The 25,600-nt window shown below is 73.5% G+C and carries 19 protein-coding genes and 1 pseudogene; 11 read left to right on the top strand and 9 right to left on the bottom strand.

The window, feature by feature from the left end:
* Positions 1 to 323 precede the first annotated feature (323 nt).
* The 5 genes from trpB (at position 324) to AC4IJH_RS15115 (ending at position 5,277) form a co-directional block, all read left to right on the top strand.
* On the top strand, positions 324 to 1,562 hold the full coding sequence (gene trpB, locus AC4IJH_RS15095; RefSeq protein WP_490852182.1) for a tryptophan synthase subunit beta: 1,239 nt from the start codon (positions 324 to 326) through the stop codon (positions 1,560 to 1,562).
* On the top strand, positions 1,562 to 2,380 hold the full coding sequence (gene trpA, locus AC4IJH_RS15100) for a tryptophan synthase subunit alpha (protein ID WP_490852183.1): 819 nt from the start codon (positions 1,562 to 1,564) through the stop codon (positions 2,378 to 2,380). Before trpB ends, trpA begins: the two co-directional genes overlap by 1 nt.
* Before the next feature lie 131 nt (positions 2,381 to 2,511).
* On the top strand, positions 2,512 to 3,312 hold the full coding sequence (locus AC4IJH_RS15105; RefSeq protein ID WP_490852184.1) for a DsbA family protein: 801 nt from the start codon (positions 2,512 to 2,514) through the stop codon (positions 3,310 to 3,312).
* Positions 3,313 to 3,420: 108 nt separating this feature from the next.
* Positions 3,421 to 4,389, top strand: coding sequence for a prolipoprotein diacylglyceryl transferase (gene lgt, locus AC4IJH_RS15110; protein ID WP_490852185.1), 969 nt, complete (start codon positions 3,421 to 3,423; stop codon positions 4,387 to 4,389).
* 234 nt (positions 4,390 to 4,623) lie between these two features.
* Positions 4,624 to 5,277: a class I SAM-dependent methyltransferase gene (locus tag AC4IJH_RS15115; RefSeq protein WP_490852186.1), complete on the top strand. Its 654-nt coding sequence runs from the start codon at positions 4,624 to 4,626 to the stop codon at positions 5,275 to 5,277.
* 71 nt (positions 5,278 to 5,348) lie between these two features.
* On the opposite strand, the gene AC4IJH_RS15120 is transcribed toward AC4IJH_RS15115, so the two are convergent.
* The 7 genes from AC4IJH_RS15120 to AC4IJH_RS15150 all read right to left on the bottom strand — a co-directional run bounded on the left by AC4IJH_RS15120 (position 5,349) and on the right by AC4IJH_RS15150 (position 14,223).
* A complete protein-coding gene (locus AC4IJH_RS15120; RefSeq protein ID WP_490852187.1) occupies positions 5,349 to 6,332 on the bottom strand; it encodes an HpcH/HpaI aldolase/citrate lyase family protein in 984 nt (327 codons plus the stop codon).
* Positions 6,329 to 7,603: a CaiB/BaiF CoA transferase family protein gene (locus AC4IJH_RS15125; protein WP_490852188.1), complete on the bottom strand. Its 1,275-nt coding sequence runs from the start codon at positions 7,601 to 7,603 to the stop codon at positions 6,329 to 6,331. Before AC4IJH_RS15125 ends, AC4IJH_RS15120 begins: the two co-directional genes overlap by 4 nt.
* 51 nt (positions 7,604 to 7,654) lie before the next feature.
* Positions 7,655 to 9,124, bottom strand: coding sequence for an ADP-ribosylglycohydrolase family protein (locus tag AC4IJH_RS15130; protein ID WP_490852189.1), 1,470 nt, complete (start codon positions 9,122 to 9,124; stop codon positions 7,655 to 7,657).
* Entirely contained in the window at positions 9,121 to 10,380 is a 1,260-nt protein-coding gene (locus AC4IJH_RS15135) for an ADP-ribosylglycohydrolase family protein (protein ID WP_490852190.1), read from the bottom strand. Before AC4IJH_RS15135 ends, AC4IJH_RS15130 begins: the two co-directional genes overlap by 4 nt.
* The gene (locus tag AC4IJH_RS15140; protein WP_490852191.1) at positions 10,377 to 11,867 is read right to left on the bottom strand and encodes an ADP-ribosylglycohydrolase family protein; all 1,491 of its coding nucleotides are present in this window, start codon (positions 11,865 to 11,867) and stop codon (positions 10,377 to 10,379) included. The genes AC4IJH_RS15135 and AC4IJH_RS15140 overlap by 4 nt, the downstream gene beginning before the upstream one ends.
* Positions 11,864 to 12,949: an ADP-ribosylglycohydrolase family protein gene (locus AC4IJH_RS15145; RefSeq protein ID WP_490852192.1), complete on the bottom strand. Its 1,086-nt coding sequence runs from the start codon at positions 12,947 to 12,949 to the stop codon at positions 11,864 to 11,866. The genes AC4IJH_RS15140 and AC4IJH_RS15145 overlap by 4 nt, the downstream gene beginning before the upstream one ends.
* A gap of 173 nt (positions 12,950 to 13,122) precedes the next feature.
* On the bottom strand, positions 13,123 to 14,223 hold the full coding sequence (locus AC4IJH_RS15150; RefSeq protein ID WP_490852193.1) for a LacI family DNA-binding transcriptional regulator: 1,101 nt from the start codon (positions 14,221 to 14,223) through the stop codon (positions 13,123 to 13,125).
* A 329-nt stretch (positions 14,224 to 14,552) separates the two neighbouring features.
* Here AC4IJH_RS15150 and AC4IJH_RS15155 point away from each other — a divergent pair, with 329 nt between their 5' ends.
* From AC4IJH_RS15155 to AC4IJH_RS15170, 4 genes are all read left to right on the top strand, one after another.
* On the top strand, positions 14,553 to 15,284 hold the full coding sequence (locus tag AC4IJH_RS15155; protein ID WP_490852226.1) for a VIT1/CCC1 transporter family protein: 732 nt from the start codon (positions 14,553 to 14,555) through the stop codon (positions 15,282 to 15,284).
* Positions 15,285 to 15,629: 345 nt separating this feature from the next.
* Positions 15,630 to 20,255: a glutamate synthase large subunit gene (gene gltB / locus AC4IJH_RS15160; protein WP_490852194.1), complete on the top strand. Its 4,626-nt coding sequence runs from the start codon at positions 15,630 to 15,632 to the stop codon at positions 20,253 to 20,255.
* A complete protein-coding gene (locus AC4IJH_RS15165; RefSeq protein ID WP_490852195.1) occupies positions 20,248 to 21,708 on the top strand; it encodes a glutamate synthase subunit beta in 1,461 nt (486 codons plus the stop codon). Before gltB ends, AC4IJH_RS15165 begins: the two co-directional genes overlap by 8 nt.
* A 549-nt stretch (positions 21,709 to 22,257) precedes the next feature.
* The gene (locus AC4IJH_RS15170; RefSeq protein ID WP_490852196.1) at positions 22,258 to 23,052 is read left to right on the top strand and encodes an ArsR/SmtB family transcription factor; all 795 of its coding nucleotides are present in this window, start codon (positions 22,258 to 22,260) and stop codon (positions 23,050 to 23,052) included.
* A gap of 168 nt (positions 23,053 to 23,220) precedes the next feature.
* Here AC4IJH_RS15170 and AC4IJH_RS15175 read toward each other — a convergent pair.
* Positions 23,221 to 23,783, bottom strand: a pseudogene (locus tag AC4IJH_RS15175) (MarR family winged helix-turn-helix transcriptional regulator).
* A gap of 81 nt (positions 23,784 to 23,864) precedes the next feature.
* Here AC4IJH_RS15175 and AC4IJH_RS15180 point away from each other — a divergent pair.
* Complete coding sequence (locus AC4IJH_RS15180) at positions 23,865 to 24,584, top strand: SDR family NAD(P)-dependent oxidoreductase (protein ID WP_490852197.1); 720 nt, start codon at positions 23,865 to 23,867, stop codon at positions 24,582 to 24,584.
* Between the two features lie 54 nt (positions 24,585 to 24,638).
* On the opposite strand, the gene AC4IJH_RS15185 is transcribed toward AC4IJH_RS15180, so the two are convergent.
* Positions 24,639 to 25,175, bottom strand: coding sequence for a hypothetical protein (locus tag AC4IJH_RS15185; RefSeq protein WP_490852198.1), 537 nt, complete (start codon positions 25,173 to 25,175; stop codon positions 24,639 to 24,641).
* A 158-nt stretch (positions 25,176 to 25,333) separates the two neighbouring features.
* On the opposite strand from AC4IJH_RS15185, the gene AC4IJH_RS15190 reads away from it, so the two are divergent.
* On the top strand, positions 25,334 to 25,576 hold the full coding sequence (locus AC4IJH_RS15190; RefSeq protein WP_490852199.1) for a hypothetical protein: 243 nt from the start codon (positions 25,334 to 25,336) through the stop codon (positions 25,574 to 25,576).
* The last annotated feature ends 24 nt before the right edge of the window (positions 25,577 to 25,600 follow it).

A 25,600-nucleotide genomic window follows, 5' to 3' on the forward strand; every position in this document is an offset into this window, starting at 1 on the left:
GTCCCCGTGGTTTCCGTGGCGGTCCTGTGGTCTCTGCGGTGGTCCCGTGGTCTTCGCGGCAGTCCCGTGGCGGTCCTTGCGGTCTCCGCGGCAATCCCGTGGCGCGGCCCCTGTGATCCCCGCGGCAGCCGCCGTGGCGGCCCCTGTGGTCTCCGCGGCAGCCCCGTGGCGGTCCGTGTGGTTTCCGTGGTGGTCTTCGCGGCCGCTGTGTGCCCGAGCCGAGGCGCAGCAGTTGTCTCCGTGTATGTCCTGTATGTCCATACCGTGATGTCCGTATATCGAGACTTCCCGGGGCGATGAGCCCTGGACGAGGAGTGCGACCCATGTCGTCCGACTTCTTCATTCCCGACCCCGAGGGTCGAGTCCCCAGTGCCGAGGGCTACTTCGGCGCGTTCGGTGGCAAGTTCATCCCCGAGGCGCTGGTCGCCGCCGTCGACGAGGTCGCGGCGGAGTACGAGAAGGCCAAGGCGGATCCCGCTTTCGCCGCCGAGCTGAACGACCTGATGGTCAATTACACGGGGCGGCCCAGTGCCCTGACCGAGGTGCCGCGGTTCGCCGAGCACGCGGGCGGCGCGCGGGTCTTCCTCAAGCGCGAGGACCTCAACCACACCGGATCGCACAAGATCAACAACGTGCTGGGGCAGGCGCTGCTGACCAAGCGCATGGGCAAGACCCGGGTGATCGCCGAGACCGGAGCCGGCCAGCACGGGGTCGCCACGGCCACCGCCTGCGCCCTGTTCGGCCTGGAGTGCACCATCTACATGGGCGAGGTCGACACCCAGCGCCAGGCGCTGAACGTCGCCCGTATGCGGATGCTCGGCGCCGAGGTCATCGCCGTGAAGTCCGGCAGCCGCACGCTCAAGGACGCCATCAACGAGGCGTTCCGCGACTGGGTGGCCAACGTCGACCGTACGCACTACCTCTTCGGTACGGTCGCGGGCCCGCACCCCTTCCCCGCTCTGGTGCGCGACTTCCACCGCGTGATCGGCGTGGAGGCGCGCCGCCAGATCCTGGAGCGCGCGGGGCGGCTGCCGGACGCCGCCGTGGCGTGCGTGGGCGGCGGGTCCAACGCGATCGGCCTCTTCCACGCCTTCCTGCCCGATGAGGGCGTACGGCTGGTCGGCTGTGAGCCGGGCGGGCACGGCGTGGACAGCGGCGAGCACGCGGCCACCCTCACCCAGGGCACCCCGGGCATCCTGCACGGCTCGCGCAGCTACGTCCTGCAGGACGAGGACGGCCAGATCACCGAGCCGTACTCGATCTCGGCGGGGCTGGACTACCCGGGCATCGGCCCGGAGCACTCCTACCTCAAGGACGTGGGCCGGGCCGAGTACCGGGCGGTCACCGACGACGAGGCGATGCAGGCGCTGCGCCTGCTCTCGCGCACCGAGGGCATCATCCCGGCGATCGAGAGCGCGCACGCGCTGGCCGGTGCGCTGCAGATCGGCCGCGAGCTGGGCGAGGACGGCCTGGTGCTGGTCAACCTCTCCGGGCGCGGCGACAAGGACATGGACACCGCGGCCCGTTACTTCGGGCTGTACGACGGCGAGGGGGCCAAGTGATGGCGGGGAACGTGGAGTTGCTCGGCTCCGTACTGGCGGCGGCCAAGGCCGAGAACCGTGCCGCGCTGGTCGGCTATCTGCCCGCGGGCTTCCCGACGGTGGACGAGGGGGTACGGGCCGTCACCGCCATGGTCGAGGGCGGCTGCGACATCGTCGAGGTCGGGCTGCCGCACAGCGACCCGGTCCTGGACGGCCCGGTCATCCAGACCGCCGACGACATCGCGCTGCGCGGCGGTGTCAGGATCGTCGATGTGATCCGTACGGTGCGCGAGGTGTACGAGGCCACGGGCGCGCCGGTGCTGTGCATGACGTACTGGAACCCCGTGGACCGCTACGGCGTGGAGCGCTTCGCGGCCGATCTGGCAGCGGCGGGCGGCGCCGGCTGCATCCTGCCGGACCTGCCGGTGGAGGAGTCCGAGGTGTGGCGCAAGGCCGCCGAGCAGCAGGGCCTGGCCACGGTCTTCGTGGTCGCGCCCAGCAGCCGGGACGCGCGCCTGGCGAAGATCACGGCGGCGGGTTCGGGCTTCGTGTACGCGGCGTCGCTGATGGGCGTCACCGGAACGCGGGAGTCGGTCGGGCGCGAGGCGCAGGACCTGGTGGAGCGCACCCGCGCCACCACCGACCTGCCGGTGTGCGTGGGCCTGGGCGTCTCCCACGCCGAACAGGCCGCCGAGGTCGCGCAGTTCGCCGACGGGGTCATCGTCGGCTCGGCCTTCGTCAAGCGGCTGCTGGCGGCCGAGGGCGACCTGGAGGCGGGGCTCGCGGGCGTACGGGAGCTGGCGGGCGAGCTGGCGGCGGGAGTGCGCAGGCGGGACTGAACCGCTGAGCTGCGCGGTGCCGCCGCTGTCCGAGGCGGGCAGCGGCGGCACCGCGGGCGGCCCGTCCGCCGTTAGGGCGAACTCCCGCGGCACAGGGTGATCGGGCGCCCGCCGGCTCGTTGTGCAGGGTTGTGAGCCAGAAGAACAGGGACGCGAAGAGCAGCGCTCGCGAGCGGCTGCAGGCACAGCGGGAAAAAGAGAAGGCGCGCGCCAAGCGGGGCAGACAGCTCAAGGTCGCCGCCGCGGTGGTGGCGGTGCTGGCGGTCGCCGGGGGCATCGCCGTATGGGCGGCCTCCTCGGGCAAGGACGACAGTGCGCCGGTGGCGGTGCCCAAGGGGGCGACCGGCGGTGAGCGGCCGACCGTGCCGGTGGGTGCGGCGGACGCCCCCGCCACGCTCACGGTGTGGGAGGACTTCCGCTGCCCGGCCTGCGCGCAGTTCGAGAACGGCTACCGCAAGGTCGTCCACGAGCTGGAGGGCGCGGGCCGGCTCAAGAGCGAGTACCACCTCGCGACGATCATCGACGGAAACATGGGCGGCAAGGGCTCGCTGAACGCGGGCAACGCGGCGCTGTGCGCGCAGCAGGCGGGCAAGTTCCGCGACTACCACGACGTGCTCTTCCAGAACCAGCCAGAGGAGCCAAACGACAAGTTCGCCGACAAGAAGTACCTCATCCAGCTGGCCGGGAAGGTGAACGGCCTGGTGGACGACGCCTTCACCGCGTGCGTGAACGACGGCACGTACAACGGCTTCGTGCAGAAGTCCAACAAGGCCTTCGCCGGCTCGGGATACCGCGGGACGCCGACGATCCTGCTGAACGGCAAGAACATCTTCGAGGACCCCAAGACCCAGGTGACGCCGGAGAAGTTCAAGCAGCTGGTCGAGGAGGCCACCAAGGGGAAGAAGGCGGGGAGCGCGGCGTCACCGTCCTGAGCCCGTGGTGATCCACTACCGCGGGAGCCGGAATGTGATGGTCGTTACGCAGCCGTTGCCGGGTGGGTTGTCCCAGCGCCTGCCCGGCGCGGTAGCGTCGTCCCTGCCATGGACCTCGCATTCATTCCCAGCCCCTCGACCGGTGTCGTGCATCTCGGCCCGATCCCGCTGCGCGGCTACGCATTCTGCATCATCATCGGCGTCTTCATTGCCGTCTGGCTCGGCAACCGGCGCTGGATCCAGCGCGGTGGCCGCTCCGGGACCGTCGCCGACATCGCCGTGTGGGCGGTGCCCTTCGGCCTCGTCGGCGGTCGCCTCTACCACGTCATCACGACGTACGAGCCGTACTTCGGCAAGGGCGGCGACCCGATCAAGGCCCTCTACATCTGGGAGGGCGGCCTCGGTATCTGGGGCGCGATCGCGCTCGGCGCGCTGGGTGCCTGGATCGGCTGCCGGCGGCGCGGCATCCCGCTGCCGGCCTATGCGGACGCGGTGGCGCCCGGCATCGCGCTGGCGCAGGCCGCGGGCCGCTGGGGCAACTGGTTCAACCAGGAGCTGTACGGCCGTCCCACCGATGTGCCGTGGGCGCTGAAGATCACCTCCGATCCGGCGATCGGCCGCATCGGCGGCACGTACCACCCGACCTTTCTGTACGAGTCGCTGTGGTGCATCGGCGTCGCGGTGCTGGTGATCTGGGCGGACAGGCGCTTCAAGCTCGGGCACGGCCGGGCCTTCGCGCTGTACGTCGCGTCCTACTGCGCGGGCCGCGGCTGGATCGAGTACATGCGGGTGGACGAGGCGCACCACATCCTGGGCCTGCGGCTGAACGTCTGGACCTCGATCCTGGTCTTCGTGCTGGCCGTGGTCTACATGGTGGTCTCCGCGCGGGTCTCGCCGGGGCGCGAGGAGACGATCGAGCCGAAGGCGGCCGCCGCCGACGCCGAGAAGGGCGACGGGGACGACGCTCCCGAGGACGCCGACGGCGGCGACGGCAAGGGGGCGGCGAAGGCGAAGGCCGCAGGGGCCGCGAAATCGGCCAAGGGCAGCGGCGGTTCGGCCGCTGCCAAGAAGCCCTGACGCACGGCGGCAGGCGGTAAGAGCGAACGGCGAGGGCGGTGCGGACCTGTGGGGTCCGTGCCGCCCTCGCCGCTTTGTGCGGTGATCGTCTGCGGCGGGGCGGGTCCCTGCGGCACCGTATATCTTGACGTCGAGATATATGCGGGAGGGTGATCTCATGGCCATCGACTTCCACAGCGCGGCCAACCGGCTCACGTACACCGGGCGCGCGCGGGCCGGGACTGGGCGCGGGCGATGCGGTCGGTGGCGCCCGCGCAGGGCCGGCGGGTGGCGGACGTGGGCTGCGGGGGAGGGGCGTACTGCGCGGCCTGGCTGGAGCTGGGCGCGGCGTCGGTGGTCGGCGTCGACTTCTCCGCCGCCATGCTCTCCGGCGCACGGGAGCGGCTCGGCCGGCGGCCCGGGCTCACCTTCCTGCAGGGCGAGGCACTGGCCACCGGCCTGCCGGACGGCAGCGCCGACATCGTCTTCCAGCGGGCGCTGATCCATCACCTGGACGATCTGCGGGCGTGCTTCGCCGAGGCGCGCAGGGTGCTGGCGCCCGGCGGCCGGATCGTCGTGCAGGACCGCGCCTTCGAGGACGTCGCGCACCCGGGGTCCGCCTCGCATCTGCGCGGCTACTTCTTCGAGGCGTTCCCCTGGCTGCTGGAGGTCGAGCGGGGGCGGCGGCCGTCCGCGGCGGCGGTGGACGAGGCGCTGCGCGGGGCCGGGTCCGCCGCCGTGCGCAGCCTGCCGCTGCCGGAGGTACGCAGGGAGTACGGGTCGGCGGCGGAGGTCAGGGACGATCTGCTGGCCCGTACCGGGCGGTCCATCCTGCACGAGCTGAGCGACGGCCAACTCCTGGAACTGGCCGACCACATCGACGGCCGGCTCCAGGGCGCCGCCGCTTAGCTGCGCGAGGTGGACCACTGGACGGTGTGGACCGCGGAGCGCTGAGCGCGCCCGCCGGGAGGGGGCGGGCTCTACGGCGCGGCGGGCGAGGCCGCCGGTGGGGCGGGGCGTTCGCGGCGGCGGGCCAGCGACAGGACGCGGCGGGCCCCGACGACGACGGCGGCGTCCGCGAAGCGGCCGTCGGGCAGGGCCAGGGCGCCCTGGCCGGCCGCCGCCTTCACGATCTCCTCGGCCGCCTCGGCCTCCGCCGCGGTGGGCAGATAGGCGCGTTCGATCACCGGGAGCTGGCGGGGGTGGATCGCGGCCCGGCCCACGAAGCCCAGCGCGCGGCCGTGCGCGCAGGACCGGGCCAGCGCCTCGGTGTCCCCCACGTCGGGGAAGACCGACTGGGGCGGCGGGGCCAGCCCGGCGGCGCGAGCGGCGACCACGGCGCGGCCGCGCGGCCAGGCGAGCCCCCGCTCCTCGTGTATGCCCAGCTCGGCGCTGAGATCGGCCTCGCCCAGCGCGATACCGCGCACGGCGGGGTGGGCGGTGGCGATGGCGTAGGCGTTCTCGACGCCGAGGGCCGACTCCAGCAGGGGGTACAGGGGCAAGGCGGCCGGGACGGAGGTGGTCCGGCTGGGCAGGGGGCGGCACCGGGCACAGAGGCCGGCGGCCCGTACGACGTCGGCGGGGGCGTTGACCTTGGGCAGGCGCAGGCCCGCGAGGCCGGGCAGGGGGGCGAGGGCGCGGATCTCGGCCGCGGCGCGCGGGCCGCGCAGGTCGTTGACGCGGACATGGACGGGGGCCGGGCCGGGGGCGGGGTCGGTGAGGAGTTCGGCGGTGGCGTGCAGGGCGTAGTCCTTGCGGTCGGGGGCGACCGCGTCCTCCAGGTCGATCAGGACGACATCGGCGCCGGAGGCCAGGGCCTTGGCGACCACGTCGGGGCGGTCGCCGGGGGCGTACAGCCAGGTCAGGGGGAGTGAGTCGAGGGCATCGGCGACGGCGGCAGGGTGCGCCGGTGCGGAGGGTGCGGAGGGTGCGGGCGGGGTGGGCGGGGTGTTGGCGTGGGTCACAGCGCACCTGCCTCGCGCAGGGCGGCGATCTCCTGCTCGCTCAGGCCGAGGGCGGCCAGGACCTCGTCGGTGTCGGCGCCGTGCGGGCGGCCCGCCCAGCGGATGGCGCCGGGGGTCTCGGAGAGCCGGAAGAGGACGTTCTGCATGCGTACCGTGCCCAGTTCGTCGTCCTGGATCTCGGTGATCGAGCCCAGGGCTCTGTACTGCTCGTCCTCCATCACCGCGCGGATGTCGTGGACCGGCGCGACGGCGGCCTCGGCCTTCTCGAAGGCGGCCAGCACCTCGGCGCGGTCGTGCCGGGCGATCCAGGAGCCGACCGCCTCGTCCAGCGCGTCGGCGTGCCGGGCGCGGCCCGCGCCGCTGGCGAACCACGGCTCGGCGACGAGGTCGGGGCGGCCCACCAGGCGCAGCACGCGCTCGGCGACGGACTGCGCGGAGGCGGAGACGGCCAGCCAACTGCCGTCGGCGGTGCGGTAGGTGTTGCGGGGGGCGTTGTTGGCGGAGCGGTTGCCGGTACGCGGCTGGACGTAGCCGAGCTGATCGTACCAGATGGGCTGGGGGCCCAGGACCGTCAGCATCGGCTCGATGATCGCCATGTCGACGACCTGGCCGCGGCCGGTGGCCTCGCGCCCGCGCAGCGCGGCCATGACGGCGAAGGCACAGGTCAGCGCGGTGATGGAGTCGGCGAGGCCGAAGGGCGGGAGGGTGGGCGGCCCGTCCGGCTCGCCGGTGACGGCCGCGAAGCCGCTCATGGCCTCGGCGAGGGTGCCGAATCCGGGGCGCCGGGCGTAGGGGCCGAACTGCCCGAAGGCGGTGACCCGGGCCAGGACCAGGCGGGGGTTGGCGGCGCTGAGGTCCTCCCAGCCCAGGCCCCACTTCTCCAGGGTGCCGGGGCGGAAGTTCTCGATGACCACGTCGCAGTCGGCGGCGAGGCGGAGCAGGACGTCCCGGCCGCCGGGGGTGGACAGGTCGGCGGTGATGGTCTTCTTGTTGCGGCCGAGCAGCTTCCACCACAGGCCGATGCCGTCCTTGGCGGGGCCGTGGCCGCGCGCGGGGTCGGGTTTACGGGGGTGTTCGACCTTGATGACCTGCGCGCCGAAGTCGCCGAGCAGGGTCGCGGCCAGCGGCCCCGCGAAGAGCGTGGCCAGGTCCAGGACGCGCAGCCCGGACAGCGGGCCGGGGGGACGGGCGGCGGGGCCGGGGCCGGGTGCGCCGGGGGAGCGAAGGGGGTCGGCGGGGGTGCTGGCGGGGGCGGGCGCGCGGTCGGTCATGGGTGGGTGCCTCCTGTGGTCCGGGGCGGTGGTCGCCGGGGTCTGGATGCGTCAGTCCGCGGTCCCCTCCGGCTCACGCGCAGGGGGCCGTGGCGCGGGGGTGCCGGTCCGGGCGGCCAGGGCGGCGGTCCGCGCGGCCAGGGCGTCGAAGCCGATGCCGTCCAGGCCGCCGACGGTCGTGGCCAGGCGGTTGTGCAGCGGGGCCGTCCAGCGGGTGGGCAGCGCGGCGGGCGATCCGGCCAGCAGCCCGGCCAGTGAACCGGCGGTGGCGCCGTTGGAGTCGGTGTCCCAACCCCCGGACACCACACGGCAGATGGAGCCGGTGAAGTCGCCCTGGGCGTGGGTGAGGGCGGCGGCCAGCAGGGCGGCGTTGGGCAGGACGTGCACCCAGTGGTGGTGGCCGTACTCCTGGTGCAGCCGGTCGACGACGGGCTCGAACGAGGCGCGGGCGCCGGAGGGTTCGGCCCGCGCGGCCGCGATGCCGAAGCGTACGGCCCCGGCGAGGCGGGAGCGCTCGGGGACGACGCTGAGGCCGGTGTGCAGACAGGTGTGGACATCCGAACTGCCGCCCGCCGCCTCGGCGATGGCCGCCGCCGCGAACATCGCGCCGTACACGCCGTTGGCGGTGTGCGAGAGCACGGCGTCCCGCCAGGCCGAAGCGGCGGCGCCCGCCGGGTCGCCGGGGTGGGTCCAGCCGTGCACATCGGCGCGGATCAGGGCGCCGATCCACTCGCGGAAGGGGTTGCGGTGGCGCGCGGTGAGCGGGGGTTCGAGACCGGCGAGCAGGTTGCGGTACGCGATGCGCTCGGCGGTGAACATCCGGCCCGCCGGCAGCTCCTCCAGCCACAGCCGGGCGAGGTCGGCGGTGGTGAAGCCGTGGCCGTGGCGCTGGAGGAGGAGCAGGGTCAGCAGAGGGTGGTCCAGGTCGTCGTCCTCCGGCATCCCGTCGATGTTCTCGGCGAGACAGGACAGGCGGCTGCGGCGGTTCCAGGGGTAGCGGGCGGCGAGCTCGGCGGGCAGGCCGACCCCGGTGAACCAGTGGTCCAGGGGCCAGTTGCCGGTGGCGCGGGCGATGGCGCGCAGCCCCTCCAGGGGGAGCTTCTCCACGGGCTTGCCGAGCAGACAGCCGGCCGCCCGGCCCAGCCAGGCGGCCTCCAGCCGGGGGAGCAGCGGCACGGTCCGGGCGGCGGGCCGGGAGGCCGGCCAGGCGGGGCAGGCCGCGCGGATCGCGTCCAGGTCCGTGGGCTCCAGGTCGTCCAAGGGGCAGGGCAGCAGGGCGAGTTCGTCCAGCAGCCGCACGGCCAGTGCGCGCAGGGCGGGGGTCGCGGGGCGCGAGGAGGTGCCCGACCGCTCGGGGGCGGGGGCGCCGCCCGCGGCCAGCCAGCGGCGCCGCAGCGGGGCGGCGTCCCGACCGTCCTCGGCGGCCTGCCGCAGCTCGTGTCCGATGAGGTCCTCGGGCTGCACCCAGGTCAGCCGGAGCGGCGGGTCGTTCACGGGCGCGGGGTGCGGGTGGCCGTTCATCGGTGCTCCACGAGGGCGCCGAAGGCGGCCGCATGGGCGCGGTGGCGCTCCTGGTCGAGCGCGAAGATCTCCCGGGTGACCTCGGTGAGCGCCGCGGCCGGGGCGTGCAGATCGAGTCTGCTGGCGCGGGAGACCTCCTGGCTCCACTCGGCGGGCACGGCCGCGGCGCCGTGCAGCGCGCCGGCGATCGCGCCGCTCATCGTGGCGATGGAGTCGCAGTCGCGGCCGTAGTTGACCGAGCCCAGGACCGTACGGCGCAAGTCCCCGCCGGCCACGGTCAACATGCCCAGGGCGATGGGGAGTTCCTCGATGGAGTGCAGGCGGGAGGGGCGGCGGGCGCCGAGCGAGGGCTTGCGGTACTCGGGGCCGACCGTGTCGAAGGGGGCGACGGCCGCCCGCAGCACCTCGATGGCGGCCTCGGTGTCATCGAGTTTCGCCGCGGCCTCGCAGACCGCTTCGACGGCGGCGCGGGTGCCGTCCTTGGCGAGGCCGAGCACCTCGTCGACGACGGTGGCGGGGGTCGCGCCCGGGGTGCACGCGGCGGCGACGGCGGCCGCGAACACGCCCGCGGCCTCGCGCCCGTAGGAGGACTGGTGGGCGCCCGCGATGTCCAGCGCCTCGGCGTAAGCGCGCCGTGGATTACCGGCGTTGACCAGGCCGGCCGGCGCCATGTACATCGCCGCGCCGCAGTTGACGATATTGCCGACGCCCGCCTCGCGCGGGTCCACATGGCCGTAGTGGAGCCGGGCCACGATCCACTTCTCGGCGAGGAAGACGCGCTGGAGGGGCAGCGCGTGGGCCTCCAGCTCCGGGATCCAGCGCGGGTTCTCGATCAGGTCGGGGACCAGGTGCTCGGCGATGGCGTAGGCGTCCAGATGGTCGCGGACCCGCTCGTAGACGCGCACCAGCGCATGGGTCATCAAGGTGTCGTCGGTGACGTGTCCGTCGCCCTTGTGGTACGGGGCGATGGGGCGGGCGGTGCGCCAGTCGGCGTGGAAGGGGCCGACGATGCCCGTCACCCGGCCGCCGTGCCGGGCGAGGATCTGCTCGGGGGAGCAGCCCTCGACCGGCCCGCCGAGGGCGTCGCCGACGGCCGCGCCCAGCAGAGCGCCGGTCGTACGGTCCGCGAGGGTGGGCGTGGTGGGGGACGCGGTGGTGGGCGGCCGGTCCGGGGGCTGGTCGGCGGCGGGGTGTGCGGGAGTGAGTGCGCTCGTGTCTCTGGCCGTGCCGGTGTGCGTGCTCGCGTCTGTGGTCATGCCGGGGTCGGTCCTTTCCGGGGCGGCTCGCCGGGGGCGGCGGTCTGCGGGGCGGTGCCTGCGGGGCGGGTGTCGGGGGCGGGGTCGTGGTCAGTGGTGGGGTGGTGGGCTGTGGCGGGGTCGTGGCCCGTGGCGGGGTGGTCGTCCGTGGCGGGCGGGTGGTCCAACGGGCTTTCCGGTGAGGTGAGTTCCGTACGGGAGAGCAGGCCGGCGAGTTCGACGAGGTCGGTGCCGGCCAGCCGGGGGAGGGCGCAGCCGGAGAGGGTGCGGCAGGCGTCGCGCCAGGTGTCGGGCAGGCCCGCGGCGCCGCCCAGCGCTCCGGTCAGCGCGCCCGCCAGCGCGGGGGCCGAGTCGGCGACGCGGGAGAGGCAGGCGGCGGCGGGCACCGCCTCGGCGACCCGGCCGCCGCCCGCCAGAGCCAGCGCGAGGGCGACGGGCACGGTCTCGGCCGCGGCGATGCCGTAGCTGTAGACGTGGTCCACGATCTCGTGCTCCAGCACCGGCACGAGCACGAAGGCGCCGCCCGCGCGCCCGTGGCCGCCGCCGGTCTCGCGGGCGAGGCGGACGGCGTGCAGGGCGTTGCGCCGGATCTCGGTCCCCTCGGGGAGCTGCTCCAGCGCGGCGTCCACGCAGGCGTCCACCGGCGCCCCGCTCAGCGCGGCGGCCACCGCGGCGGCCATCGCGCGGGCGCCGTGCACACCGTCGCCGTCCTGGGTGTAGCGGGCGTCGTACTCCGCCAACTGCGCGGCGGCAGAGGGGTTTCCGGGGTGGACCACGGCCAGCGCACAGGCCCGTACGCAGGCCGCGTCGTCGAAGAAGTGCGGGTTGTCGTGGCCGGTGGCGGGCGGGCGCAGACCGGCTGCGAGGTTGCCGAGCCCGGCGCGTACCGAGATCCGGGCGCGCAGTGGCAGCACCGCCGACTCGACCTCGGGCGCCCGCTCGGCGGCCGCGGCGACCTCGCAGGCCAGGGCGTTCCAGGCCAGGTCGATGGCGGTCCGCATCCGGCGGTCCCGGCTCAGGTCGCTCAGCAGCGCGCCCGCGGCGGTCAGGACGGACTCGGCGGTGAACGCCGCCCATTCGGCGTCGTCGGACGGGCCCAGGCGCAGCGGCTCGGGGGGCTGGTTGAGGGCGATGGGCACGGGGAGGGTGGTGGTGGCGTTCTGTTCGGCGAAGGTGTCCAGTTCGCGGGTCAGGCGCCGGGTCCACTCGGGCATCCGCGCCGCCCGGTGGCGGGCGGCCGGCCACCCGGCGGCGTCGCCCGCCGCCAGCCCGAGCAGCAGGCCTTCGATCCGGCGGGGGCCGTCGGGGGTGACGGGTGGAAGGTGTGCGGCGACCGGGGAGAGGCCGCTGGGCAGGAGGTCAAGTGCGGTGTGGCGATGGCGGGTTGGTGACGGCGCCGATACGGCCACCGGTGTGGCGGGCTGGTGGGTGAGGGGCGGTGCGGCGGAGGCGCGGGCCGGGCGGGCCCCGGCGGGGGTGGTGGTCATGAGGCGGCCCGGCCGGTGGCGCAGGCGGCGAGCAGGTCCGCGACTTTCAGGACGTGGTAGCCCGCCATGGAGGGGAGGCAGCTGCCGCGCGCCGGGCCGATGGCGGCGGACCAGTCGGCGGGGATGGCGCCGGTGCCGCCGAGCGCGCCCGCCAGCGCGCCGGCCAGGGCCGCCGTGGTGTCGGCGTCGCGGCCCATGTTGACGGCGGTCAGCACCGAGGAGCTGAAGTCGCCCCGGGCGGCGGCGAACGCGCCGAAGGCCAGGCCGACGGCCTCGGGGGCCAGGTCCGTCCAGGGATAGCCGCCGATGACGACGGCGGAGCGGACGGCACGCTCGGTGCCCAGCTGGGTGATGCCGGGATCCAGCCGGGAGCGCTGGGCGGCGGCCACCGCCCGGCGCAGCGAACGGGCGGTCCAGGAGTCCTCGGGGACGACGGAGAGGGCGGCGGCGATCACCGCGTCGGTGGACCCGGCGACCATGGCCGCCGCGACCCCGGCGGCCACCGCGCGGCCGCCGTAGATGCCCTCGCCGTCGTGGCTGACCGTGCCGTCGATGGAGACGAGGCGGGCGGCCTCGGCCGGGCGCCCGGCGGCGAACACCCCGAAGGGCGCGGCGCGCATCGCCAGGCCGTCGCTCCAGGCGTGCCGGTGCTGGGCGGAGATGGGGGCGGCCAGCCCCCGGCGGAGGTTCTCCAGGGTGCCGCGCTCGCTGAAACCCGCGCCGCGGAACGGGCCTTCGTCGAGGTCGGCGATCCACTGGTGCCAGGCGGCCTCGACATGCGCGACGGTCAGTGCGGAGCCGTGCTCGGCCAGCAGCAGCCCGGAGAAGATGGCGTACTCGGTGTCGTCGGTGCCCGCCGGGTCGTCCCGTACGAAGCCCTCGATACGGCCCCAACGCTGGCGGATCTGCGAGGGTTTCATGTTCTCCGCGGGGGCGCCGAGGGCGTCGCCGACGGCCAGTCCGAGCATCGCCCCGCGGGCGCGGTCGCGCAGGGTGGAGCTCTCCCGCGCGGCCGGGTGCGGTGCGGCGGGCCGGGGGGCGGGGGCCGCCGGGTCGGGGTGCGGTGCGTGCGGTGCGCTCATGGGTGCGTGCCGTTCTGTCGTGCGGGGCGCCGGTGCCGACGCAGGACGTCGCTGCCTTCTCCTGCGGGCCGGTGCTCTGTATCTGTCCCCCGCCCCGCTGCGGGCGGGCGCGGCCACGAGGGTGTCGTGGGGCGGTCCGGACGCAGGGCCCGAGGGCGGGCGGACGGGGGCGTTCATGGGGTGCCTTGGGGCGGGGCGGAGGAGGCGCGGACGACCAGGCGGGGGGCGACGGTCTCGCGGCGGGCGGGGGCAGGGGCGGTGGCGGCCGGTTCGCGCAGGCGGGCCAGCAGCATCCGCACCGCCCTGCGCCCGCGCTCGGCCGAGCCCAGGTCGACGCTGGTCAGCGGCGGCCAGCAGGCCCGCGCCAGGACGGTGTCGTCCATGCCGACCACGGCGACCTCGCCGGGAACGGACCGCCCCCGGGAGTGCAGGGCCTGGCAACTGCCCAGCGCCAGAAGGTCGTTGGCGCACAGCACGGCGTCGATGTCCGGGTGGGCGTCCAGCAGCCGGCCCAGCGCAGCGGCCCCCGCCTCGATGGTGAACTCCGTGGTCTCCACCAGGGCCGGGTCCAGGCCGGGGCCCGTGCCGCGCTCCCCGGCAAGGCCGCCGCCCGTACCGGGGCCGCGGCCCGGCGATCCCAGCGCGCTGCGATAGCCGCGGTAGCGGTTGCGGCCCGGGACGGTGTCGGCGGGGCCGTTGATGAACGCTATCCGCCGCCGCCCGGTCGCCAGGAGATGGCGTACGGCCAGCTCGGCACCGGTGACGGAGTCGGCGCGCACGCTGTCCACGGGATCGCCGCCCGCGATGTCCTCGGGCAGCGAGCCGATGACCACGACCGGCCGGGCGGCATCCGCCAGCGCCCGCAGATGCTCGGGGGTGACCCGGATCGGGCACAGGATCAGACCGTCGCTCGTGCGGTCGGCCAGGCTGCGCAGCACGGCGAGTTCGTCGCCGAGGACGGCGTCGGTGGAGTGCAGCAGGAGGCGGTAGCCCTCGGCTCTGGCGGCGGACTGTATCTCGCGGACCATCGCCACATAGACGGGGTTGCCGATGTCCTGCATGGCGAAGGTCAGTTGCATCGAGCGGCCGTCCTTGAGGGAGCGGGCCACCGCGTTGGCGACATAGCCCAGCTCGGCCGCCGCCCGCTCCACGCGCGTGACGGTGTCGGGGCGCGCCCCGCGGCCGTTGAGCACCCGCGAGACCGAGGCGATGGACACCCCGGCCCGCTCGGCGATGGTCTCCACGGTGACCGCCGACCCTGCGTCCGTCCTCATCGTCATCCCCTCCGCACCACCCACGGTGATCACCAAACGTCATCACCCGATTACTGAAAACGTTTACAGGATCGGGCAGTTGAGTCCTGAGCGCACTGCGGTTTTCCGCAAAGTTGGGTGAGGCTTTCCTCAGTGCGACCGCCCCGCGACGCCGTGTGACGGAGATCTCGTACCCGAGGCTTCGTCAAAACCGCAGGTCACGGCGGTAAGTACGGCCTTCCTTGCTAGCGCGGAGCGGTAAATGGCGCATAGCTTCGAGGCGTTGAAGGGGGAAGTGCCGCAATCGGCCCACACCTCGTGAGAAGGGAGCGGGTCCCACTATGTCCGTCATGGAAGTCATGGACGTTTCGGCGCCGACGCATGTCGCCCACCGCGACAACCACACCCACCGCGACGTCAACGGCGGCTGGCTGCGCCCCGCCGTCTTCGGCGCGATGGACGGCCTGGTCTCCAACCTCGCCCTGATGACCGGTGTCGCCGGCGGCGCGGTCTCCCCGCAGACCATCGTCATCACCGGCCTCGCGGGCCTGGCCGCCGGCGCCTTCTCGATGGCCGCGGGCGAGTACACCTCGGTCGCCTCGCAGCGCGAGCTGGTCCTGGCCGAGCTGGACATCGAGCGGCGCGAGCTGCGCAAGCACCCCCAGGACGAGATCGAGGAGCTGGCCGCGCTGTATGTGTCGCGCGGTGTGGAGCTGGCGCTCGCCCGCCAGGTGGCCGAGCAGCTCTCGAAGGACCCTGAGCAGGCGCTCGAGATCCATGCGCGCGAGGAGCTGGGCATCGACCCCTCCGACCTCCCCTCGCCCGTGGTCGCCGCCGTCTCCTCCTTCGGCTCCTTCGCGCTGGGCGCGCTGCTGCCCGTACTGCCCTATCTGCTGGGCGCCTCCGCGCTGTGGCCCGCGCTGCTGTGCGCGCTGGTCGGGCTGTTCCTGTGCGGGGCTGTCGTGGCCCGCGTGACGGCCCGCTCCTGGTGGTACAGCGGCCTGCGCCAGCTGCTCCTGGGCGGCGCGGCGGCCGGTGTGACGTACGTCCTGGGCACGCTGATCGGAACCGCCGTAGGGTGACCCCCCTATGCAGAGCTATGCGCAGCCACGCATAATCTCCGCCTGGGGCCGCGGATCGCCGCGTTACCCCTCGGTTTCGTTTCGCTGACCACCGGGCATAAGGCCCAGGCGCACGGGGCAATGTCGCCTGCCGGGCGCCGCACGTTCACCGCACGCGTCGGATACCGATCTGTCCGCCCGTGCCCTTGATCCGGCATCGATCCGCCGCCACCGCGGCGTCCGCATAGTGGAAGGCCCTATCCCGCTTTTCGAGATCCGGGTCATGCTGTAACCTGCACGAAATTTCGCGGAGGGCCAACGTCGTCCCTCGGCACAGCACATGCCACGACGACGTTGGGAGAGCCGATGCGTTCCGCGTCCACGCACTCCGCGACCACCGGCAGCGCCAGCGCCGCCTGGTCGCCCATGGACGGGCGCCCCGCCCAGCAGGGGATGTACGACCCGCGAAACGAGCACGACGCCTGCGGCGTCGGCTTCGTGGCGACCCTCACCGGCGAGGCGAGCCACGCGCTGGTCGAGCAGGCCCTCACCGTCCTGCGGAACCTCGAGCACCGCGGCGCCACCGGCTCCGAACCCGACTCCGGCGACGGCGCCGGCATCCTCCTGCAGGTGCCGGACGCGTTCCTGCGCGAGAGCGTCACCTTCGCGCTCCCCGAGGCCGGCGCGTACGCCGTCGGCATCGCCTTCCTCCCGTACGAGGCCGAGGAAGCCGCGGCCGCCGTCTCACACATCGAGACGATCGCGTCCGAAGAAGGACTGGACGTCCTGGGCTGGCGCGTGGTCCCCGTTGCCCCGCAGCTGCTGGGCAACGGCGCCCGCGCCACCATGCCCGCCTTCTCCCAGATCTTCGTCGCGGACGGCGAGAACACCGGCCTGGCCCTGGACCGCAAGGCCTTCGCGCTGCGCAAGCGCGCCGAGCGCGAGGCCGGCGTCTACTTCCCCTCGCTGTCCGCGCGCACCATCGTCTACAAGGGCATGCTGACCACGGGACAGCTGGAGCCCTTCTTCCCCGACCTGTCCGACCGCCGGTTCGCCACCGCGATCGCGCTGGTCCACTCCCGCTTCTCCACCAACACCTTCCCGAGCTGGCCGCTGGCCCACCCGTACCGCTTCGTCGCCCACAACGGTGAGATCAACACCGTCAAGGGCAACCGCAACTGGATGCGGGCGCGCGAATCCCAGCTGGCCAGCGCGCTGTTCGGCGCTGCCGGCCCTGGGCGCAGCGGCGACGGGGACCTGCAGCGCCTCTTCCCGGTCTGCACCCCCGACGCCTCCGACTCCGCCTCCTTCGACGAGGTCCTGGAGCTGCTGCACCTGGGCGGCCGTTCGCTGCCGCACTCCGTGCTGATGATGGTCCCCGAGGCCTGGGAGAACCACGCCTCCATGGACCCGGCCCGGCGCGCCTTCTACCAGTACCACTCCACGATGATGGAGCCCTGGGACGGCCCCGCCTGCGTCACCTTCACCGACGGCACCCAGGTCGGCGCGGTCCTGGACCGCAACGGCCTGCGCCCCGGCCGCTACTGGGTCACCGACGACGGCCTGGTCGTGCTCTCCTCCGAGGTCGGCGTGCTGGACATCGACCCCGCCAAGGTCGTCCGCAAGGGCCGCCTCCAGCCCGGCCGGATGTTCCTGGTGGACACCGCCGAGCACCGCATCATCGAGGACGACGAGATCAAGGCGTCCCTCGCCGCCGAGCAGCCCTACCAGGAGTGGCTGGAGGCCGGGCTCATCGAGCTGGCCGACCTCCCCGAGCGCGAGCACATCGTGCACACCCACGCCTCGGTCACCCGCCGCCAGCAGACCTTCGGCTACACCGAGGAGGAGCTGCGGGTCATCCTCGCGCCGATGGCCAAGGCCGGTGCCGAGCCGATCGGTTCGATGGGCACGGACTCGCCCATCGCCGCCCTCTCCGAGCGCCCCCGCCTGCTCTTCGACTACTTCACGCAGCTGTTCGCGCAGGTCACCAACCCGCCGCTGGACGCCATCCGCGAGGAGCTGGTCACCTCCCTGCACTCCTCGCTGGGACCCCAGGGCAACCTGCTCGACCCCACCGCGGCCTCCTGCCGCAGCGTGAACCTGCCCTTCCCGGTCATCGACAACGACGAGCTGGCCAAGCTCATCCACATCAACGCCGACGGCGACATGCCCGGCATGAAGGCCGTCACCCTCTCGGGCCTGTACCGCGTCTCCGGCGGCGGCGAGGCCCTGGCGGCCCGTATCGCCGAGATCTGCACCGAGGCCGAATCCGCCATCGAAGACGGCGCCCGCCTGATAGTGCTGTCCGACCGGCACTCCGACGCCGAGCACGCGCCGATCCCCTCGCTGCTGCTCACCTCCGCCGTCCACCACCACCTCATCCGTACGAAGCAGCGCACCCAGGTCGGGCTGCTCGTCGAGGCGGGCGATGTGCGCGAGGTGCACCACGTCGCGCTGCTCATCGGGTACGGCGCAGCCGCGGTCAACCCCTACCTGGCGATGGAGTCGGTGGAGGACCTCGTACGGGCAGGGACGTTCCTGCCGGGCGTCGAGGCCGAGACCGCCATCAAGAACCTCATCAAGGCACTCGGCAAGGGCGTGCTGAAGGTGATGTCCAAGATGGGCATCTCCACCGTCGCCTCCTACCGCGGCGCGCAGGTCTTCGAAGCGGTCGGCCTGGACGAGCAGTTCGTGGACACCTACTTCCACGGCACCACCACCAAGATCGGCGGCGCCGGTCTCGACGTGGTCGCCAAGGAGGTCGCCCAGCGGCACGCCAAGGCCTACCCCGCCTCCGGCATCGCCGCCACCCACCGCGCGCTGGAGATCGGCGGCGAGTACCAGTGGCGCCGCGAGGGCGAGCCGCACCTCTTCGACCCGGACACCGTCTTCCGCCTCCAGCACTCCACCCGCTCGCGCCGCTACGACATCTTCAAGCAGTACACGGAGCGGGTGAACGAGCAGTCCGAGCGCCTGATGACGCTGCGCGGCCTGTTCTCCTTCAAAAGCGAGCGGCCCTCGGTCCCGCTGGAGGAGGTCGAGCCGGCGAGCGAGATCGTCAAGCGCTTCTCCACCGGCGCGATGTCGTACGGCTCGATCTCCCGCGAGGCGCACGAGACCCTCGCCATCGCCATGAACCAGCTGGGCGGCAAGTCCAACACCGGCGAGGGCGGCGAGGACCCGGAGCGCCTGTACGACCCGGCGCGCCGCTCCTCCATCAAGCAGGTCGCCTCCGGCCGCTTCGGCGTGACCAGCGAATACCTGGTCAACTCCGATGACATCCAGATCAAGATGGCCCAGGGCGCCAAGCCCGGCGAGGGCGGCCAGCTGCCAGGCCACAAGGTCTACCCCTGGGTCGCGAAGACCCGGCACTCCACCCCCGGCGTGGGCCTGATCTCCCCGCCGCCGCACCACGACATCTACTCCATCGAGGATCTCGCCCAGCTGATCCACGACCTGAAGAACGCCAACCCGGCCGCCCGCATCCACGTGAAGCTGGTCTCCGAGGTCGGCGTGGGCACGGTCGCCGCGGGTGTCTCCAAGGCGCACGCGGACGTCGTCCTCATCTCGGGCCACGACGGCGGCACCGGCGCCTCCCCGCTGACCTCCCTCAAGCACGCGGGCGGCCCCTGGGAGCTGGGTCTGGCCGAGACGCAGCAGACCCTGCTGCTCAACGGCCTGCGCGACCGCATCGTGGTGCAGACCGACGGCCAGCTCAAGACCGGCCGCGACGTCGTCATCGCCGCGCTGCTGGGCGCCGAGGAGTACGGCTTCGCCACCGCGCCGCTGGTGGTCTCCGGCTGCGTCATGATGCGGGTGTGCCACCTGGACACCTGCCCGGTCGGCATCGCCACCCAGAACCCCACGCTGCGCGAGCGCTTCAGCGGCAAGGCCGAATACGTCGTCAACTTCTTCGAGTTCATCGCCGAGGAGGTCCGCGAGCTGCTGGCCGAGCTGGGCTTCCGTACGCTTGAAGAGGCCGTGGGCCACGCCGAACTGCTCAACACCGAGCGGGCCGTGGGCCACTGGAAGGCGCAGGGGCTGGACCTCGCCCCGCTGCTGCACGTCCCCGAGCTGGCCGAGGGCGCCGTACGCCACCAGGTCACCGTGCAGGACCACGGCCTGGCCAAGGCCCTGGACAACGAGCTGATCAAGCTTGCCGCCGACGCGCTGGCGGCCGACACCGCCGAGGCCGCGCAGCCCGTACGCGCCCAGGTCGCCATCCGGAACATCAACCGGACCGTGGGCACCATGCTCGGCCACGAGGTGACCAAGAAGTTCGGCGGCGCGGGGCTGCCCGACGACACCGTCGACATCACCTTCACCGGCTCGGCGGGCCAGTCCTTCGGCGCGTTCCTGCCGCGCGGCGTCACGCTGCGCCTGGAGGGCGACGCCAACGACTACGTGGGCAAGGGGCTTTCGGGCGGCCGGGTGATCGTGCGCCCGGACCGCGGCGCCGACCACCTGGCGGAGTACTCCACCATCGCGGGCAACACCCTGGCCTACGGGGCCACCGGCGGCGAGATGTTCCTGCGCGGCCGGGTCGGCGAGCGCTTCTGCGTGCGCAACTCCGGTGCGACGGTGGTCTCCGAGGGCGTGGGCGACCACGGCTGCGAGTACATGACCGGTGGCCACGCGGTCGTCCTGGGCGAGACGGGCCGCAACTTCGCGGCCGGTATGTCCGGCGGCGTCGCGTACGTCATCGACCTCGACCGGGACAACGTCAACCGCGAACTGGCCGATGCCGTCAGCGCGCTGGACGAGAACGACAAGGGGTGGCTGCACGATGTCGTGCGCCGCCACCAGGAGGAGACCGGCTCCACCGTGGCCGCCAAGCTCCTGGCCGACTGGGATGTGGCAGTGACCCGCTTCAGCAAGGTCCTGCCCGCCACGTACAAGGCAGTGCTCGCCGCCAAGGACGCCGCCGAGCGGGCCGGACTGACCGAGTCCGAGACTCACGAGAAGATGATGGAGGCGGCGATCAATGGCTGACCCCAAGGGCTTCCTGACCACCGGGCGCGAGGTCGCCAAGACCCGCCCCGTCGGCGAACGCGTCAAGGACTGGAACGAGGTCTACGTCCCCGGTTCGCTGCTGCCGATCATCTCCAAGCAGGCCGGGCGCTGCATGGACTGCGGCATCCCCTTCTGCCACAACGGCTGTCCGCTGGGGAATCTCATCCCCGAGTGGAACGACTACGCCTACCGGGAGGACTGGCAGGCGGCCAGCGAGCGGCTGCACGCGACCAACAACTTCCCGGAGTTCACCGGGCGGCTGTGCCCGGCGCCCTGTGAGGCCGCGTGCGTGCTGGGCATCAACCAGCCGCCGGTGACCATCAAGAACGTCGAGGTCACCATCATCGACAAGGCCTGGGACAACGGCACGGTCACCCCGCAGCCGCCGGAGCGCCTGTCCGGCAAGACCGTCGCCGTCATCGGCTCGGGCCCGGCGGGTCTGGCCGCCGCCCAGCAGCTGACCCGGGCCGGGCACACGGTCGCCGTGTACGAACGGGCCGACCGCATCGGCGGGCTGCTGCGCTACGGCATCCCCGAGTTCAAGATGGAGAAGCGGCACATCAACCGCCGTATCGAGCAGATGCGGGCGGAGGGCACCAAGTTCCGCACCGGCATCGAGATCGGCCGCGACCTGAGCGCGACGGATCTGCGCAAGCGCTACGACGCGGTGGTCGTCGCCGCCGGCGCCACCACGGCCCGCGATCTGCCCGTCCCCGGGCGGGAGCTGAGCGGGGTGTACCAGGCGATGGAGTACCTGCCGCTGGCCAACAAGGTCCAGGAGGGCGACTTCGTGGCGCCGCCCGTCACGGCCGAGGGCAAGCACGTCGTGGTCATCGGCGGCGGCGACACCGGCGCGGACTGCGTGGGCACCGCCCACCGTCAGGGCGCGGCCTCCGTCACCCAGCTGGAGATCATGCCGCGGCCCGGCGAGGAGCGGGCGCCCGGACAGCCCTGGCCGACCTTCCCGATGCTCTACAAGGTCACCTCCGCGCACGAGGAGGGCGGCGAGCGGGTCTACTCGGTCTCCACCACCCACTTCGAGGGCGATGAGGACGGCAACGTCCAGTGGCTGCACCTGATCGAGGTGGAGTTCGTGGACGGCAAGCTCACCCAGAAGCCCGGCACCGAGCGGAGGATCCCCGCGCAGCTGGTCACCCTGGCCATGGGCTTCACCGGCACCGACCAGGACAACGGGCTGGTCCAGCAGTTCGGCCTGGAGCTGGACGCGCGCGGCAACATCGCCCGCGACGCGGACTTCGCCACCAATGTGGACGGCGTGTACGTCGCCGGTGACGCGGGCCGCGGCCAGTCGTTGATCGTGTGGGCGATCGCCGAGGGCCGCTCCGCGGCGCGCGGAGTGGACCGCTACCTCACCGGTGTCAGCGCGCTGCCGTCCCCGATCAAGCCGACGGACCGCGCTCTGACGGTCTGATCCCCCGCCCCCGGCCCGCCCGGGGGCACCAGGATGTCCCGTACAACGGCGTACGGCACAAAAGGCGGCGCCTGCCCAGTCCCCGACCGGACCGAGGGCGGGCGCCGCCGCTGTCGCGCCAACGGCTGTGTCCGCACCCGCTGTTGTGCCCGGTGCCACCGTTACCAGGTCGTCATTTCGCCGGATACCGGCGCGGTACGCCGCAGCAGGAGCGTGCGAAGAATGTGGCAGGGGCGGAGGGGCGCTCTGGTGGTGACCGCGGCGCCTGTCCACTCCCCCCGGTCGGAGGGCAGGCGCCGCGGTGGCCTTCCCGGCGCCGGCTCGATGCGGTCCCTTGCGCGGTACGAGCCGTTCTGCTGCGGGGAAAGCGGCGCATCGGCCTCCCGCGCGCCCCCCGGCCGCGGCGTGCTGCGGATCGCGCCCGGCCGGTCGGCGAACCCCGCGCACCGGGCCCCAACTCCCGTTATGCGCCGAGGGGTTCACTGGGGAAAGGATAGGAGCGGGTTGGTTCGGCGCTCACCGAAGTCGGTGCGTGACTACCCTCTGCGGATGAACCGACAGGACAGTGATCACGAATCGTCCGGCGCCGGTCGCGCGGGCAGTACGGAGCTGCCCGACCTGGCCGCCCTCGCGGGGCTGCTGGCGGACCGTACGCGCGCGGCGATGTGCATGGCCCTGCTCGACGGCGGGGCCTGGACGGCGGGCGACCTGGCGGCGTACGCCTCGGTCGCGCCCTCCACCGCCACCGAGCACCTCAACCTCCTGGTCGCCGGCGGGCTGCTGGCCGAGGAGCGGCAGGGGCGGCGGCGCTACGTACGCCTCGCGGGCCCGGACACCGCCGAGACCCTGGAGAACCTGGCCGCCCTCGCCCCCTACCGCCCGGTCCCCGTCCGCTCGCTGGCCGAGGCCAACCACCGCCGCGCGCTGCACCGCGCCCGCGTCTGCTACGACCACATCGCGGGCCGCCTCGGCGTCGCCATCGCCGACGCCATGGCCGAACGGGCCCTGCTGGCCCGTGAGTTAGCGCAAGGCGATGCCCCGTGCGAGGTGGCGCTCACCCGGGACGGCGCGTCCTGGCTCGCCGCCCTGGGTGTCGTGTACGCCGTACCGCCGGTGGCGCACCGCGCGCATGTGCGGCTGTGCCCGGACTGGACGGCGCGCCGCCACCATCTCGCCGGCGCCGTCGGGGCGGCGCTGTACCGCCACGCGCTGGAGCGGGACTGGGTGCGCCGCTGCGGCGGCACCCGGCTGCTGGCGGTGACGGAGGCCGGGCGGGCGGCGTTCGGGAGTCAATTGGGACTGGGGGAGGGGGAGTTGGGTGCGCAGGAGGCGCCGCGTGCGTGACTGTGCCGTGAGCCTCTCGACGCGCCCGTACGGTGTGCGCCGTCCGCCTGCCCGCCGTGCCGGAGCGTGCTCAGGGGCGGGTACCCGCCGCCCCGCCCTGCCCGGGACCCGCTGTCGGACCAGTCGCCGGAGGAGTCGTGGGAGGCCTCATCGCTCATCATGCCCATGCTAACCGCCCCCGTGTGCACCCCTGCGGCGGGCGGTCCCTCGGCCCGGCTCTCCCGCGTGGGTGATCCGGTCGTCGCCGAGCCGGGCCTGCCGCTCGGCGTCCAGTGAGCAGATCAACTCCGCCTCGCGGTGCGGCACTTGGCCGACGGTCGCCTCGGCCAGGTCGTGACCCGCCGCGGTCAGCTCCACCAGGACCGTGTGCGGGCGCCCTTCTCCGGGGCGGCGGGTGACCAGGCCCTCGCGCTCGGCGCGGGCCATGCGCTGGGAGGCGGCGCCGGCGGTCACCAGGGAGCGGCGGCTCAGCTCGCGGGTGCTGAGGGTGTACGGGGCGCCGCTGCGGCGCAGCACGCTGAGCAGGTCCAGGGTGGCGGCGTCCACGCCCGCCCCGGCGAGCACCGGCGGCGGTCGTCGCCGAGCGGCTTGGCCGGCCGCCGGATCGGGGTGAGGATCCCGATCGAGGAGACCGGGGTGCCGGGGCGCTCGCGCTCCCAGGCCGCGGCGATGTCCCGGACCGGGTAGCCGGAGGCGTCGTCCGTGAAGTTCTCGTTCCCGCCTCTTGCCAGGGGCCCTCCCTCGAGTGTTACGTTAATGTCTAAATATAGCTCTGGATTTAGATCTCAACGAAAGTGGTGGGTGCTCAGCGCATGTCACGCAACATCCTGGTCACCGGCGGCGGTACGGGCATCGGCCGGGCGGTCGCCCGGCACTTCGTGCGGCAGGGCGACGCCGTCGTCGTCACGGGGCGCCGCCGCGAGCCGCTGGAGCGGGCCGCGAAGGAACTCGGCGCCACGGCGGTGGTCTGCGACCACACCGACCCCGACGCGCTCACCCGGCTCCTGGCCGAACTGCCCGGCGCCGTCGACGTACTGGTCAACAACGCCGGGGGAAACACGGACTTCGACGCCGACGGGGACACGGGGCTGGCCGCCTATGCCCGCGACTTCCGGGCCAACCTCGATGCGAACCTGCTCACCGCGGCGCTCACCGCCAAGGCCCTGGAGGACCGGCTCGCGCCGGGCGGCGCGGTCGTCCACATCGGGTCGGTAGCGGCCGACCAGGGCGCCGGATCCTACGGCGCCGCCAAGGCCGGACTGGCGGCCTGGAACGTCGACCTGGCGGGCGCCCTGGGCCCCCGCGACATCACCGCCAACGTCGTCTCGCCCGGCTACATCGCCGACACCGAGTTCTTCCGGGATCACCTCGCCGACGAGCGGCGCGATGAGCTGGTGGCCTCCACCGCGGTGCGGCGCGCCGGGGTGCCGGAGGACATCGCGGGTGCGGTGGCCTTCCTCGCGTCCCCGGCGGCGCGGCACGTGACGGGGCAGGTCCTGAACGTCAATGGTGGTGCGTACACGACGCGTTGAGGCCGACGGAGTCGGACGTGGGGGTGCGGCGATGCGCGGGGCGCGGCCGCGCCCTCACTTCGCCAGCAGCGGCTTCGCGCTGACCGCGTCCACCACCCGGCGCCCGCCGAGCTCCGTTTCCAGGGGCACCTTCACCTTGTCCAGCAGGAGCTGATCGGTGCACGCGCCGTTGGGGTCGCGCTCCACGGACCAGCCCGCGACGACCACGGTCCGGCCGCTCTCGTACACCCGGGCGCCATAGCGCGCGTCGCACGCCCCGTGCCCGACCGTCACCGTCAACTCCCGTGCGCTAGAAGGGTCCTTGGGGCGGTCGGCGCCCTGCAGGGGCAGCATCTCGCCGCGTACCCCGGAGACCGGGGCGACCTCGGGCCAGGCCCGTACGATCTCCCGCGCCCGCCGGTCGAAGGAGGTGCTGGGCGGCGGGGCCCCGCCCACCACGGTCTGCTCGCTCTCCTCCTGGCCGCAGCCGGCCAGGGTCAGGCCCGCGGTGAGCGCGAGGGGGAGCAGCAGGGCGAGGTGCCGGGCGCGTCGCGTACGGATGCCATCGACTCCCTTCTGGTGACGCCGAGTTGATGCATCAGGTCCACGCATCGGATGCCTCCCAATGTCGCGGGGGTCACGGATGTGACGGCCGGCAGGGGCGTACGGTTCCGCCGCGCGGCATCGGGCCGCGCCCGCGCTATTGACTAAAAGTCAAACCGGAACCACGCTGCTGCACAGCCGCCGTCACCGCGCCCCTGGGAGGACTCGTGGGTACAGGCAATGCAGGCAACTCCGGCAGCGAGGCGTTCGCGCGACTGGGCGAGCAGCTGGGCGGGCCCCCGCCCGCCGGCTTCGCCGCGGTCGGCCCCGACGACCTCGCCTTCCTGGCCGACGCCCTGATCGCCGAGCACGAGAGCCGGGCCGCCGGGCTGACCGACGCCGCCGAAGAAGCGCTGAAGCTGGTGCCCGCCCTCGCCCGCGGGCCCGTCCGCCGCATCCTCTTTCGCTGACCGAAGCCGACTGAACGGTGATCG

The organism is Streptomyces sp. UF-297, from assembly GCF_058245575.1.